Below are 14,457 nucleotides of genomic sequence, written 5' to 3' on the forward strand. Positions count from 1 at the left end.
GGGGTCCCGTCCGTCGTGCTGGTGAAATCTGGTACCGATGAGCCGTTCGGCTGAACGCGGGGGTCGGCAGCGGCCCTACAGGGCGTCCGGGCCGCGCTCCCCCGTCCGCACCCGTACGGCGGTGTCGACCGGGACGCTCCAGACCTTGCCGTCGCCGATCTTCCCGGTCCGGGCGGCCTTCACCAGGACGTCGATCAGGTCCTCGGCGTCCTCGTCCTCGACCAGGACCTCGATCCGGACCTTCGGCACCAGGTCCACGGTGTACTCGGCCCCCCGGTACACCTCGGTGTGGCCGCGCTGGCGGCCGTAGCCGCTGGCCTCGGTGACGGTCAGGCCCTGGACCCCGAAGGCCTGGAGGGCGGCCTTCACCTCGTCCAGTCGGTACGGCTTGATCACGGCGGTGATGAGCTTCATCGGGCGTCGACCTCGGTCTTCTTCTCGGCGGGCTCCGCGAGCGCGGGCGCCGCGGCGGGCTCGGCGGCAACGGGCTCCGCGACGGCGGGTTCCGCGACGGCGGGCTTCCCGGCGACGGACTTCCCGACGGGCCCCGCGGCAGCGACGGCCAGGCCCGGCAGGGCCCTGGCCAGGCCCGCCCCCACGGCGCTGAAATCGTAGGCGGACTCGGCGTGTTCGGCCCGGTCGATGCCGGCCGTCTCGACCTCCCCGCTGACCCGGAAGCCGATCAGCCGGTCGACCGCCTTGGCCAGCAGCCAGGACAGCGCGAAGGAGTACGCCGCGACCACCGCCACGCCCATCGCCTGCTTGCCCAGCTGTCCGATCCCGCCCCCGTAGAACAGGCCCTTGACGCTCTGGCCGACCCCGCCGGTGGCGAACAGGCCCACCAGCAGCGAGCCGACCGCCCCGCCGACCGCGTGCACGCCCACCACGTCGAGCGAGTCGTCGAAGCCCCAGCGGTACTTGAGCGAGACGGCGGCGCAGCAGACCGCGCCCGCGACCAGCCCGATCGCCACCGCGCCGAGCGGGCTGACCGAGCCGCAGGCCGGGGTGATCGCGACCAGTCCGGCCACCGCGCCGGAGGCGGCGCCCAGCGTGGTGAACGCGCCGTGCCGCCACCGCTCGTAGAGCAGCCAGCCGACCAGCGCCGCGCCGGTGGCGACCTGGGTGTTGACCGCCGCCATCGCGGCGACCCCGTTGGCGGCCAGCGCCGAGCCCGCGTTGAAGCCGAACCAGCCGAACCAGAGCAGCCCGGAGCCGAGCATCACCAGCGGCAGGCTGTGCGGGCGCATCGGGTCCTTCTTGAAGCCGATCCGCTTGCCCAGCACCAGGCAGAGCGCCAGGCCGGCGACGCCCGCGTTGATGTGCACGGCCGTCCCGCCGGCGAAGTCGATCACGCCGTTGCGGTCGCCCAGCCAGCCGCCGTGGCCGCCGTCGAAGAAGAACACCCAGTGCGCGACCGGGAAGTAGACGACCGTCACCCAGAGCGCGATGAACAGGCCCCAGGCGGTGAACCTGGCCCGGTCCGCGACGGCGCCGCTGATCAGCGCCGGGGTGATCACGGCGAACATCAGTTGGAAGAGCGCGAAGGCGGTGACCGGGATGGTGCCGGTCAGCTGGTCGAGGCCGAGGCCGCGCATCCCGAGGTGATCCAGGTTGCCGATCAGCCCGGCGAAGGAGTCGGTCCCGAAACTGAGCGAGTAGCCGTAGAGGACCCAGAGGACGCTGACCACGCCGAGCGAGAGGAAGCTCATCGCCAGCATGTTCAGCGTGCTCTTGGCCCTGACCATGCCCCCGTAGAAGAAGGCCAGCCCCGGGGTCATCAGCATGACCAGGGCCGCACTGATGAGTACGAAGGCGGTGTCGCCCGCGCTGAAGCCCTCCGGCATCGGCGTCTCCTCTGCGTCCGGGCCGATCCGCACCCGAGGGCCCGTCCCGTGCTGCCACCGGGGGTGTCGGCTTTGAGCAGCAGCGTGCCGGAGGCTGGTTTCGGCCGGTGTGGCCGGTTGTTTCACCGCCGTGACGCATGCGACGCCGGGGTTACGGCCGCGTGAACCACCACCCGGCCAGGGATCAGGGGCCGGACATGCCACCGACCGTGGCGGCGGCGGCCGTCACGGTCGGTGGAGTCTCGGATTCTTCGGCGGGCCCGTCAGACCACCGAGACGTACTCGGGGATCTCCTCGACCACCCGCTCCTGGAGCCGGCTCACCTCGTGCACGCCCTTGAACCGGACCGCCGCGGCCTCCGTGGTCTTGCGCACCCGGGAGTTCAGCCGCTCGGAGCGCACCTTGGCGGCGATGTCCACCGCCTTCTCGGCCATCCGAGCGGCCTCCTCGGCCTCCTTCTGGAGCACGTGCACGCTGGCCATGCCGATCAGGTTGAAGGCGTACGAGCGCACGTGGTCGGCGTCCTCCCGGAACAGGTCGACCGCGCGCTCCATCACCGGCGCGGACATCGAGGCGTAGAGCCCGGCGTTGTCCGAGTGGTACGCGAGGTCGCGGTAGGAGTGCGCGTTCTCGGCGTTCAGCTCGGCCGGCGAGAAGAACTTCAGCCAGTCCGGGTCGACGTCGCCCTCCCGGATGTCGGTGAAGGTGTCCTCGGACAGCCGGATCGCCCGGGCGCAGCGGTTGACCTCGCCGATGGTGGCGTAGGCGCGCGCCTCCATCGCGTACAGCAGCGACTGCTGGCGCGGGGTGGCGGCGTCCCGGCTGCCGTACTGGGCCAGGTGGATCAGCTCCAGCGCGTCCTCGCCCCGGTTGAGGTGGATCATCTGGCGGCTCATGTCGGTGAGGATCAGCGCGCCGAACGGGCGGTCGCCGGCCTCCTTGGCCGCGTGCAGGGCGAGCACGTAGTACTTCTGCGCGCTCGGGTGCATCCCGACGTCGTACGACATCCACCCGGCGAGGTGGGCGAGTTCGGCGGTGAGCCGGAACAGCCGCTTGGTGGTGGCCTCGTTGTACGTCTCCTGGAGCAGGTCGGTGACCTCGTGGAGCTGGCCGACGACGGCCTTGCGGCGCAGCCCGCCGCCGTTCTGCGCGTCCCACTGCCGGAACATGACCGTGGTCTGCTCCAGCAGTTCGAGCTCGGGCTCGGAGAGCCGGCCGGTGAACGCCTCGCCGCCGTTGGCCGCGGTGAGGATCGGGGTGGGGACGCCGCTCGGGCCGGGGGCGAGCCAGCGCTGCATCGGCTCGATCAGCGCGGCGCCCGCGGTCAGCGCCAGCGAGGTGCCGAGGAAGCCCCGGCGGTTGAGCATGAGGTCGCTGCGGGAGTAGTCGCTGATCAGCTGGACGGTCTGCTGGCCGCTCCACGGCAGGTCGACGCCGCCGCCCACGGTCGAGACCGGGATCGCGGCGCGCAGGCCGAGGTCCTCGATCGAGACCACCGAGCCGAACCGCTCGGAGAAGAGCTCCGACATGATCTTGGGGATCGGCTCGCGGGGCTGCTCGCCGTCGAGCCAGCGGCGCACCCGGGAGGTGTCGGTGGACACGTGGTGGGCGCCGATCTGCCGGGCCCGGCGGTTGACCTGGCGGGCCAACTCGCCCTTGGACCAGCCACTGCGGACGAACCACGTGGTCAGCTTCTCGTTCGGCTGCTTCTCTGCCATGGGTACGTCCCCATCCCGCCCGGCCCCTCGCGGGGCCCCCGATCGTGACCGCCCGACGGTTGCGGGCTCTTGCCAGACGTGCCGTGCCTGAGGTGTCGCCGTGCCGCGGCATCGTCGCGCCGCGGCACCCCTCGCACTGGTGCGCCATCGTTGCGGACGATCCGTCAGATTCCCAACTCCCGTTCCCCGACAGCCCGGAACGGACTCCTCGACGACATCCGCGTGCTGAACGTAATGCCCCGCACGGGGGCCACGGGAGCGGCCCTGACGAAACGCCACCTTTCGCCACCCCCAGGAGTGAACCGCAGCCCGGGGGCACACGCTTCACTTAGGGGGTCCCGACGGCGCGGCAGGCGTGGCCCGCCAAGCCCTCCGAAACTTCCCGGAGGGCCCAGCGGACACCGCAATCCACCGCAGCCCCAGGCGAGTTCACCGTCCACTCCGGACGGCGACAGCCCCACACACACGACGATCCGGCATCGGCGCCGCCCCCACAAGGCGGCGCCCGAGGCGCACTGGCGGAACAGGCGCACACCACGCGCCGCACGCCGCTACCGCACTACGCACCACACAGCTGACAATCGACACACAGTCACCGTCCCGTAACCACCGGCAACGAGAACCTGTTGGGGGAGGCATGGAGAACCTGTTCGGCGAACTACGACTGGGGCACCTGCGGCTGGCACCGCTGGGCACGCGCCGCCGCACCAAGGTCACCGCGTCCCAGGCCGCCGCGGAGTACACCGGCCGCTGGGGCTGGGCGGTCGTCACCGGCGACCCGGCCGCCGGCACCCCGGCCGCCACCGGCGCCACCGCCCCGACCCGCTGTCCCTGCGGCTCCACCCTGTGCGCCGCGCCCGGCCTGCACCCGATGCCCGGCGACGGGGGCCGGGCCCGCACCACCCGCACCGGCGGCGCGGTGCTGTTCCCCACCGGGCGCGCCTTCGACGTCCTGGACGTCCCCGAGCAGGCCGGCCTCCAGGCGCTGGTCCGGCTGGAGCGGATGGGCACCCAGGTGGGCCCGGTGCTCGCCGCCCCCACCGGCCGGCTCCAGTTCCTGGTCGCCGCCGGCACCGCCCGGCGCCTGCCCGACCTGCTGTACCGGATGGGCTGGGACGACGCCGCGCTCGACCTGACCTGCCACGGCGAGGGCAGCTACGTCGCCGCCCCGCCCACCGTCCTCGGCGGCCTCGGCCCGGTCCGCTGGCTGCGCCGCCCCACCCGGGACAACGCGGGCTGCCCGCCCGAGGCCCGGCTGCTGCTCGGCACCCTCGCCTACGCCTGCCACCGCGGCCGCGAGCGCACCGCCGAGCCGGCCTGGATGGCCTCCTGACCCGGCCGCCCCGGCATGCGAAAGGGCCCGCTCCCCGGAGGGAGCGGGCCCTGGTTCACGGGGAGCCTCAGTCCCCGATCAGCGCGTCCACGAACGCCCCGGGCTCGAACGGAGCCAGGTCGTCCGCGCCCTCGCCCAGGCCGATCAGCTTGACCGGCACGCCCAGCTCGCGCTGGACCGCGACCACGATGCCGCCCTTGGCGGTGCCGTCCAGCTTGGTCAGCACGATGCCGGTGATGTCGACCACCTCGGCGAACACCCGGGCCTGGATCAGGCCGTTCTGACCGGTGGTGGCGTCCAGCACCAGCAGCACCTCGTCCACCGGGCCGTGCTTCTCGACGACCCGCTTGACCTTGCCCAGCTCGTCCATCAGGCCGGTCTTGGTGTGCAGTCGGCCGGCGGTGTCGACGAGCACGGTGTCCGCGCCCTCGGCGATGCCCTCCTTGACCGCGTCGAACGCGATCGAGGCCGGGTCCCCGCCCTCCGGGCCGCGCACGGTGCGCGCCCCGACCCGCTCGCCCCAGGTCTGGAGCTGGTCCGCGGCGGCGGCCCGGAAGGTGTCGGCGGCGCCGAGCACCACCTTGCGGCCGTCGGCGACCAGGACACGGGCCAGCTTGCCGGTGGTGGTGGTCTTGCCGACGCCGTTGACGCCGACGACCAGGACCACGGCCGGGCCCTCCTCGTGCTTGGTGGAGCGGACACCGCGGTCGGAGTCCTTGCCGATCAGCTCGACCAGCTCCTCGCGCAGCAGCGCGCGCAGCTCGTCGGGGGTGCGGGTGCCGAGCACCTTCACCCGGGTGCGCAGCCGCTCGACCAGCTCCTGGGTGGGGGCGACGCCGACGTCGGCGGTGAGCAGGGTCTCCTCGATCTCCTCCCAGGTGTCCTCGTCCAGGTGCTCCCGGGAGAGCAGCGAGAGCAGGCCCTTGCCGAGCGAGTTCTGCGAGCGGGACAGCCGCGAGCGCAGCCGGACCAGCCGGCCGGCCGTGGGCTCGGGGACCTCGATGGCGGGAGCGGTCTCGGCGGCCTCGGGGGCCTCGACGACCTCGGGGGCCTCCGCCTCGGCCGGGAGTTCCACCTCCTCGACGGTGCGGCGGGGCGCCTCCGTCGGCGGCGCGGCCTCCTCCCCGACCTGGGGCTCCTGCGGGGTGGGCTTCGGCGCCGTGATGACCGGCGCCTGCGACTTCGGGGGCAGCTGCTGGCGTCGTCTGCCGGAAACGACGAGGCCGGCGATCGCGGCGATGGCGACCACGGCGATGACTACGGCAAGGATCACGTATTCCATAACGCCCCCCAGTATCCGCGACCGGAGCCCCGATGAACCGCAGCCGCCCTACACCGACGCGGTGCGCTTCGCCCGCGGCCGCCGCTCCCGGTGCTCTTCGCGCAGCCGCTGGCTGATCACCTGGGAGATGCCGTCCCCCTTCATGGTCACGCCGTACAGCGCGTCCGCCGACTCCATGGTGAGCTTCTGGTGGGTGATCACGATCAGCTGGGAGCTCTCCCGCAGCTCCTCCATGATCCCGATCAGCCGGCGCAGGTTGGTCTCGTCGAGCGCCGCCTCCACCTCGTCCATCACGTAGAACGGGCTGGGCCGCGCCTTGAAGATCGCCACCAGCAGCGCCACCGCGGTCAGCGAGCGCTCGCCGCCGGACAGCAGCGACAGCCGCTTGACCTTCTTGCCCGGCGGCCGGGCCTCCACCTCCACCCCGGTGGCGAGCATGTCGTCCGGGTCGGTCAGCACCAGCCGGCCCTCCCCGCCCGGGAAGAGCCGGGCGAAGACACCCTCGAACTGGGCGGCGGTGTCGTGGTACGCCGAGGTGAACAGCTGCTCCACCCGCTGGTCCACGTCCCGGACGATGTCCAGCAGGTCACGCCGGCTGCGCTTGAGGTCGTCCAGCTGTTCGCCGAGGAACGCGTGGCGTTCCTCCAGCGCGGCGAACTCCTCCAGCGCCAGCGGGTTGACCTTGCCGAGCTGCTGGTACGCCTTCTCCGCCACCCGCAGCCGCTTCTCCTGCTCGGCCCGGACGTACGGGTACGGCTCCCCGGGCTCCCCGCCCTCCTCCGGCAGGGGCGGCGGGACGAGCTGGTCCGGCCCGTACGAGGCGAGCAGGGCGCCGCCGTCGATGCCGAACTCCTCCAGTGCCCTGGCCTCCAGCTGCTCGATCCGCAGCCGTTTCTCGGCCCGCAGCACCTCGTCCCGGTGCCCGGCGTCGACCAGCTTGTCCAGCTCCTCCTTGAGGCCGCGGCCGTGGTCGCGGTGCTCGCGCAGCTCCTGCTCGCGCTCGGCGCGCTCCTGTTCGACGGTCGCCCGCTCGGTGTCCGCGCGGGCCAGTGACACCTCCAGGCAGGCCAGCAGCTGCCGGGCGCCCGCCGCGACGGCGTTCGCCACCGAGGCGTCGTGCTCGGCGCGCAGGCGGCGCTCGGCGGCGCGGGCGCGTGCCTCACGCTCGGCGCGGGCGGCCCGGTCCAGTTGGTCGGCCCGGCCGGTCAGCGCGCGCACCCGCTCCTCGTGGGTGCGCACCGCGAGCCGGGCCTCCAGTTCGCCCTGCCGGGCGGCGCTCGCGGCCTCGGCCAGCCGCTGCTGCTCGGCGGTGTCCGGCTCGTCCTCCCCGTCCTCGGCCGAGCGCTCGGCGGCGGCGAGCCGCTGCGCCAGCTCCTCGGCGGTGTCCAGCAGCCCGGTCAGCCCCTGCTCGGCCCGGTCGACGGCGGCCGACAGCCGTTCGGCCTCCCCGGCGGCGGCGCGGGCCTGCCCGCCGAGCCGGCCGAGCGCCCCGGCGACCTGGGCCCGCTCCTTCTCCGCCTGCCGTCGCCGCTCGGTCAGTTGCTCCAGCTCGGCGGCCGACTCCCGGCGCCGCTCGGTGAGTTCGGCCAGCAGCTCGGCCGACTCGGCGCAGCGGGCGGCGAGTTCGCCGATCGCCCGGGCCGCCTCGTCCACCGCCGCCTGGGTCTCCAGCAGGCTCGGCGCGCCGCCGGAGCCGCCCTGGGCGAAGCCGGCGCCGAGCCGGTCCCCGTCGGCGGTGACGGCGCTCACCGCGGGCAGCGCGGCGACCAGCCGCAGTCCCTGGTCCAGGTCCGTGACCACCGCCACCCCGGCCAGCAACTGCCGGACGGCACCGAGCAACTCGGCCGGGCCGTCGACCAGTTCGGCTGCCCAGCGGGCACCGTCCGGCAACTCCCCCGCCGGGTGGGGCACTTCGTCGACACCGGCGATCAGCAGTGCGGCCCGGCCGGCGTCCTCGGCGCTCAGCAGCCGCAGCGCTTCGACGGCGGCGGACGGCGAGTCGACGGCCACCGCGTCGGCCGCCGCACCGAGCGCCGCAGCGATGGGCACCTCGTACCCCGCCTCGATCCGCAGCAGCGCGGCCGCCGGGCCGAGCAGTCCGCCCAGCCGTTCCCCCGCGTCCAGCAGCGCGCCGGTGCCGTCCTTGCGGCGCAGCCCGAGGGAGAGCGCCTCGTGCCGGGCGGTCAGCCCGGCCCGCTCGCGCTCGGCCGCCCCGGCCCCCTCCCGGGCAGCCGCCAACTCCCTTTCGATGATCGACAGTTGTTCACGCGCCCGCTGATACCCGGCCTCCGCCTGGTCGTCGTCCCCGGCCACCTCGTCCACCTGCCGCTGGAGTTCGTCCAGCTCGCCCCGCGCGGCCTCGGCGCGCAGTAGCGCCTCGTCCCTGGCCTCGGCGAGCCGGCCGAGCTCGGCCTGCCCCGCGGCGGCCTTGGACCGGGCGGCGGCGGCCTGCCCCTGCAACCGGGCCAACCCCTCCCGGCGGTCGGCGATGGCCCGGGCGGCGTCGCGCAGCCGGCGCTCCTCGGCGGCCAGCTCCCGCTCCAGTCCACTCCTGCGTTCGACTGCCTCGGCCAGCGCGTACCGGGCCTCCTCCAGCGCCTCGGTCAGCGCGGCCTCCTCCTCGCGGACCCGCTCGGCCTCCCGTTCCAGCTCCTCCGGGTCGCGGCCGCGCCGCTCCTCCCCCTGCGCTCCGGCGGCGGCGTGCCGGGCGCGGGCCTCGGCCAGTCCGATGGTGCCGCGGGTGCGCTCGGCGAGGGCGGAGAGCCGGTACCAGGTCTGCCGGGCGCTCTCCAGGCTCGGCCCGAGCTGCTGGACCTGCGCCTCCAGGACGCGCTCGCGCCGCACCGCGCGGGCCAGTTCCTGCTCGACGGTGGTGCGGCGCAGCCGCAGCGCCAGCTCGTCCGCGACCTCGGCCTCGACGGCCCGGCGCAGCGCGCCCAGGTCGTCGGCGAGCAGCCGCAGCCGGGCGTCCCGCAGGTCGGCCTGGATGCCGGCGGCCCGGCGGGCGATCCGGGCCTGTCGGCCGAGCGGTCCGAGCTGGCGGCGCAGTTCGGCCACCAGGTCCTGGACCCGGTTGAGGTTGGCCTGCATCGCGTCCAGCTTCCGCAGCGCCCGCTCCTTGCGCTTGCGGTGCTTGAGGACGCCGGCCGCCTCCTCGATGAAGGCGCGCCGGCCCATCGGGTCGGCGTGCAGGATGGAGTCCAGCTGGCCCTGCCCGACGATGACGTGCATCTCGCGGCCGATGCCGGAGTCGGAGAGCAGTTCCTGGATGTCCAGCAGCCGGCAGGTCTCGCCGTTGAGGGCGTACTCGCTGCCGCCGTTGCGGAACATGGTCCGGGTGATCGTCACCTCGGAGTAGTCGATCGGCAGGGCGCCGTCACCGTTGTCGATGGTGAGGCTGACCTCGGCGCGGCCGAGCGGGGCGCGCCCGCTGGTCCCGGCGAAGATGACGTCCTCCATCTTGCCGCCGCGCAGCGACTTGGCCCCCTGCTCGCCCATCACCCAGGACAGCGCGTCGACCACGTTCGACTTGCCGGAGCCGTTCGGGCCGACCACGCAGGTGATGCCGGGCTCGAAGCGCAGGGTGGTGCTGGAGGCGAAGGACTTGAATCCGCGCAGCGTCAGACTCTTCAGGTGCACGCGGCCGGTCTCCTCGTTCGCTCACGACAGGGACCGACTGTATCCGGAGTACGACACGACGAAGGGACGCCACATTCGGGCGTCCCTTGCAAGCTGCGTCCCTTTCGGGGCGGCTCAGTGCACAGCGGCGTCGATCTGCGAGGACCGGGCGGGACTCAGGTGAGAGCCGGCTCCCGCCGATCCAGATCGATACTGTCGAGCAGCGAGTGCTCGTCAGCGACAGCCGTGAGAGCGTCGTTCTCCGCCTGCATCCGAAGGAGCTCGGCTTCAAGGTCCTGGACGCGCTGCTGGAGCCGTCGCATCTCGGAGAGCATTCGCGGGTCGGGGCCGCCGACGTACCCGAGAAGCGCCTTTGCCATGATGAATGGTCCTCCACGCTGAGTGACCGAACCGGAACGGTACAGGTCTAGGGGGAAGGGGGACGCACGCGCGGCGCGCCACCCGAAGTGCTGGCTGGGCACTACGGCACAACCACCGTGAGCTGGGCTCACGAGGGCATGCGCCTACCGGGAAAACGCGGTCGTGTGCGCGGGCTTCCAGCGTCTCACCAAAGACGGAAAGGGTCAACACGATCACCGCACGCTACCGCGCCCCTGTCACCTGCCCGGCGGTGTCGTCGCGCCTGAGGGGCCTCGGGAGGGGTCCACGACGTGCTCGTGGATCATCGTTCGATGCGGAGTCAACCACGAGTCTGCCCGGATGGCAACCTCGTGACACCGCCAGTTCCCGATCTTTTCCCCGGAGCCCGCGGCGGGGCGCTCCGGCCCGGCTCAGCGGATCTCGAAGGTCTCGTAACCAGGGCCGACGGCCGTCCAGATCTCGGTGACACCGCTGACGTTCCCCGGGGTGCCCGGTCCGCGCAGCCGTGCCAGCAGCTCCTCGCAGTCCGCCGCGAGCCCCTCGGCCACCACCTGCACCCGGCCGTCGCCGAGGTTGCCGGCGTAGCCGGTCAGGCCGATCTCCAGCGCCCGCGCCCTGGTCCACCAGCGGAACCCGACCTGCTGGACCTTCCCCCGGACCCAGGCGGTCACCCGGACCGGTTCCTCACTGTGGGCGTCGCGACCGTGCATGCCCCGACCCTAACCCGCGCGAACGGGTGCGGCCCCGCCGGAGAACCGACGGGGCCGCGGGAGTGGAGGGTGCGCGGGTGGGCGGGTTACCAGTCCCCGCCGCCGAAGTCGCCGCCGCCACCGAAGTCCCCACCGCCGCCGAAGTCGCCGCCACCGAAGTCGGCCGCGTTGAAGTCGGCGCCGGTGAAGTCGCCGCCCTCGTGCTGGTCCTGGTAGCCGCCACCGCCCATCATCGGCGCGGCCGCGTAGGCCGGGGTGCTCATCATCGAGCCGAGCATGGTGCCGACCAGCAGGCCCGGCAGCAGACCGCCGCCGCCGAAGCCGCTGTAGTACCCGCCCGCGTACGGGGCGTAGGCCGGGCCGGCGTTCCAGTACGGCTGCGGGCCCTGCTCGGTGTCGACGGTGCGGATCGCCGGGTCGAGGCCGGCCGCGATCCGGTCCGCGTCGGCCTGGCAGACCGGCACCGCGCGGGCGGAGCCGCCGGCCGGGGCCCAGTCCACGTCCTTGACGGACGGGCCGTGGCGCGGGTCCATGAAGCACGGGGGACGGCGCTCGGGCAGCGGCCGCTTCTCCCGCCGGGCGGCCAGGGTGGCCAGCAAGAAGCGGCCGTCCTCGATCGCCTCGGTGACCTGCTTGACGTCCTCGGGCCGCTTGGCCTCGTCCATCAGGCGCTTGGACTTCTCGTACGAGTCCAGGGCCTGGCTGTAGTCGGTGCGCTGGACGTCGTCGGCGTCCGCGGCGGCCGGGTTGAAGTCGAGCCGCTCCAGCTCGACGCCGAAGGCGGTGATGTCCTCGTCCACCACCCGGCGCAGCTGCTCCAGCTCGGCGCGGGCCTGCGCCTCCTTGCGCTGCTTGGCACGGCGGAACAGGAAGAAGACGCCGGCGCCGGCCAGGGCCAGCAGCACGACCGGGATGACCACCCAGGCGATCGAGGTGCTGTGGTTGACCCCGGTGCCCTTGGTCTGCGGGGCGGCCTGGTCGACGAAGGCGTTCAGGGTGGCGTCGATGTCGCCGCTGTTCGAACGCGAGACCGCGCCGGCGATGCGCTGCGGCTGGCCGGCGCCCATCGCGCCGCGGTCGCCGCCGGCGTCGAGCCCGCCGTCGTGCCAGACCGCGTAGACCCCGTCGATGCCCACCAGGGTGCGGAGGTCCTGGAGGGTGGACTTCCCGAAGGCCTTGTCGGGGATGACCGCGACGAAGATCGGCTTGTCGGCCTTGTCGATCTTCTTGCTCAGCGCGTCCGCCTGGGACTGGCTGAAGCGGCTGGTCATGGCCGGGGCGACGTAGACCTGGCCCTTCTTCAGGGTGGCGGCGGCGTCGCTCAGCCCGCCCGCGGCCGAGGCCGTCGGCGCCAGCAGGAGCAGCAGCCCGAGCAGCGCCGCCACCAGGGCAAGCGGCCCGGCGCCCCGGGAACGTCGTGCAAGGGTTCTCATGCCCCCGACGCTACCGTGATCGGCCCCGGAGCACGCCATACCCTTCGCATACTGGTACTGACAAGAGTCCCCGCCGTCCGCCGGGGTGGCTCCCCTCCTCGGGGATGATGTTTCCCCGAGCTTCCCCCGAGGCGGGCCCGGCACGGGAACCCCGCGAGGCCCCCGGACGTACGTCCCGGCGGGCCCGGCCCGGCATCGGAGCACTGCGGGGGGCGTGCCGACCGTACCGCGCGAGCGGGCATAGTGGTCCCGGACCACCGGTCCCATTGCCTTTTCTTTACCCAGCCCGTTACTCGGCCTGTTCTGGCCCAACCCCTGATCGGAGCGCTCGGTGATCATCGGCCTCGTCACCGCCGTGGCGGCATCCGCCTGCTACGGCACCGGCTCGGTCCTCCAGGCCGTCGGATCCCGCCGCTCGGCCCGGGAGGAGGCCGCCAAGGGCGCCACCACCTCGACCACCGAGCACGGCGGCCCGAGCCTGTCCTCGACCGCGAAGGCCGCCGTCACCTGGGAGTTCATCCTCGGCACCGTGCTCGACCTGATCGGGTTCGGGCTCGGCGCGCTGGCCGCGCGGCTGCTGCCGCTGTTCCTCTCCCAGACCATCATCAGCGCCAACCTGGTGATCACCGCGGTGCTCAGCATCAAGCTGCTCGGCATCCGGCTCAAGCAGCTGGAGTGGGCCTCGATCGGCGTGCTCTGCTCGGCGCTGGTGCTGCTGGCCGTCTCGGCCGGGCCGGAGGGCGGCCACCACGCGGCCATGTCCTTCCACTGGGCGCTGCTGATCATCACCACCGTGCTGCTGGTGGCCGGCAGCCTGCTGGTGCGGCGGATGGGCGCCAACGGCGCCATCGTCGCCGGTCTGCTCTCCGGTCTCGGCTTCGGCGCCCTGGGCGTCGGGGTGCGCATCCTCAACGGCATCGAGCCGTTCGCGCTCGGCTCGCTGCTCTCCGACCCGGCGCTGTACGCGGTCCTGGTGGGCGGCCTCGGCGGGATGTACATCCACACCGTGGCGCTCCAGATCGGCTCGGTGAACGGCGCGACGGCCGCGCTGGTGGTCGGCGAGACGGTGCTGCCCGGCGCGGTCGGCGTGCTCTGGCTCGGCGACTCCTCCAAGGCCGGCCTGGGCTGGCTCGGCGTGGTCGGCTTCCTGCTCGCGGTGGTCTCCGCGGTCGGGGTCGCCTACTTCGGCCAGGACACCCACGGCACGCCCGGGGACACCGCCGCGGAAGAGCCCCAGCTCACCCGGAAGTAGCGGGGTCTAGCCCTCGCTGCGGGTGCGCGGGACGCGCTGGCAGCGGGGGCAGAAGTAGCTGGAGCGGTTCATCCAGGCCGCCCGCCGGATCGGGGTGCCGCAGCGGCGGCAGGGCTCCTGCTCGCGGCCGTAGGCGTCGAGGTCCCGGGAGAAGTAGCCGCTCTCGCCGTTCACGTTGACGTAGAGGCTGTCGAAGCTGGTGCCGCCGACGGCGAGCGCCGCCGTCATCACGTCCCGGGCGTTGGCCAGCAGCAGGAGGGCCTGCGGGCGGGTGAGCGTCGCGGTCGGGCGGTCGTAGTGGAGCTTGGAGCGCCACAGCGCCTCGTCGGCGTAGATGTTGCCGACGCCGCTGATCAGGCTCTGGTCGAGCAGGGCGCGCTTGACGGTGGTCCGCTTGGCCCGCAGCGCGGCCACGAAGGCGGTGTCGTCGAAGCGCGGGTCGAGCGGGTCGCGGGCGATGTGCGCGATGGAGACCGGGGTGCCCTCCGGGTCCCCGTCCTCGGCCTCCTCGACCGCCAGGCCGCCGAAGGTCCGCTGGTCCACGAAGCGCAGTTCGCGCCCGCCGTCGGCGAAGCGCAGCCGGACCCGCAGGTGCGTCTCGTCGGGGACGGAGGGGTCCTGGACGAGGAGCTGGCCGCTCATCCCGAGGTGGCCGATCAGCGAGAAGCCCGCGCCGGTGCCGGTCAGCGGCACCCACAGGTACTTGCCGCGCCGCTGGGCGCTGCCGAGGGTGGTGCCGGTCAGCCGGGCCGAGAAGTCCGCCGCGCCGGCCGGTTGGCGCCGCACCGCGCGCGGGTGCAGCACCTGGACGTCGGCGACGGTCCGCCCGGCCACCCAGCCGGCCAGACCACGGCGGACGACCTCGACCTCGGGAAGTTCGGGCACG

General features: G+C 73.5%; 11 protein-coding genes. 2 read left to right on the forward strand and 9 right to left on the reverse strand.

The window, feature by feature from the left end; genetic code table 11:
- Nucleotides 1-75 precede the first annotated feature (75 nt).
- From QWJ13_RS19905 to nsdA, 3 genes are all read right to left on the reverse strand, one after another.
- Complete coding sequence (locus QWJ13_RS19905; RefSeq protein ID WP_316526085.1) at nt 76-414, reverse strand: P-II family nitrogen regulator; 339 nt, start codon at nt 412-414, stop codon at nt 76-78.
- Complete coding sequence (locus QWJ13_RS19910; RefSeq protein WP_316526086.1) at nt 411-1,844, reverse strand: ammonium transporter; 1,434 nt, start codon at nt 1,842-1,844, stop codon at nt 411-413. Before QWJ13_RS19910 ends, QWJ13_RS19905 begins: the two co-directional genes overlap by 4 nt.
- 263 nt (nt 1,845-2,107) lie before the next feature.
- Complete coding sequence (gene nsdA, locus QWJ13_RS19915) at nt 2,108-3,562, reverse strand: transcriptional repressor NsdA (RefSeq protein ID WP_316526087.1); 1,455 nt, start codon at nt 3,560-3,562, stop codon at nt 2,108-2,110.
- 637 nt (nt 3,563-4,199) lie between these two features.
- Here nsdA and QWJ13_RS19920 point away from each other — a divergent pair.
- Nucleotides 4,200-4,895, forward strand: coding sequence for a bifunctional DNA primase/polymerase (locus QWJ13_RS19920; RefSeq protein WP_316526088.1), 696 nt, complete (start codon nt 4,200-4,202; stop codon nt 4,893-4,895).
- Nucleotides 4,896-4,962: 67 nt separating this feature from the next.
- Here the strand turns inward: QWJ13_RS19920 and ftsY are convergent, their stop codons facing one another.
- The 5 genes from ftsY to QWJ13_RS19945 form a co-directional block, all read right to left on the reverse strand.
- A complete protein-coding gene (ftsY, locus tag QWJ13_RS19925) occupies nt 4,963-6,177 on the reverse strand; it encodes a signal recognition particle-docking protein FtsY (RefSeq protein ID WP_316526090.1) in 1,215 nt (404 codons plus the stop codon).
- A gap of 48 nt (nt 6,178-6,225) precedes the next feature.
- On the reverse strand, nt 6,226-9,816 hold the full coding sequence (smc, locus tag QWJ13_RS19930; RefSeq protein ID WP_316526091.1) for a chromosome segregation protein SMC: 3,591 nt from the start codon (nt 9,814-9,816) through the stop codon (nt 6,226-6,228).
- A gap of 155 nt (nt 9,817-9,971) precedes the next feature.
- Nucleotides 9,972-10,175, reverse strand: coding sequence for a hypothetical protein (locus QWJ13_RS19935; RefSeq protein ID WP_316526092.1), 204 nt, complete (start codon nt 10,173-10,175; stop codon nt 9,972-9,974).
- A gap of 411 nt (nt 10,176-10,586) precedes the next feature.
- On the reverse strand, nt 10,587-10,886 hold the full coding sequence (locus QWJ13_RS19940; protein ID WP_316526093.1) for an acylphosphatase: 300 nt from the start codon (nt 10,884-10,886) through the stop codon (nt 10,587-10,589).
- An 86-nt stretch (nt 10,887-10,972) separates the two neighbouring features.
- Nucleotides 10,973-12,319, reverse strand: a complete 1,347-nt coding sequence (locus tag QWJ13_RS19945; protein WP_316526094.1) for a DUF4381 domain-containing protein — start codon at nt 12,317-12,319, stop codon at nt 10,973-10,975.
- Nucleotides 12,320-12,650: 331 nt separating this feature from the next.
- On the opposite strand from QWJ13_RS19945, the gene QWJ13_RS19950 reads away from it, so the two are divergent.
- Nucleotides 12,651-13,571, forward strand: coding sequence for a DMT family protein (locus tag QWJ13_RS19950; protein WP_316526095.1), 921 nt, complete (start codon nt 12,651-12,653; stop codon nt 13,569-13,571).
- Nucleotides 13,572-13,577: 6 nt separating this feature from the next.
- Here QWJ13_RS19950 and mutM read toward each other — a convergent pair whose 3' ends face one another.
- Nucleotides 13,578-14,456 carry a bifunctional DNA-formamidopyrimidine glycosylase/DNA-(apurinic or apyrimidinic site) lyase gene (mutM, locus tag QWJ13_RS19955; protein WP_316526097.1) on the reverse strand — a complete coding sequence of 293 codons (879 nt, stop codon included), beginning with the start codon at nt 14,454-14,456 and terminating at the stop codon, nt 13,578-13,580.
- Nucleotide 14,457 lies beyond the last annotated feature (1 nt).

Source organism: Kitasatospora brasiliensis, assembly GCF_032654805.1.
GTDB classification, from domain to species: domain Bacteria; phylum Actinomycetota; class Actinomycetes; order Streptomycetales; family Streptomycetaceae; genus Kitasatospora; species Kitasatospora brasiliensis.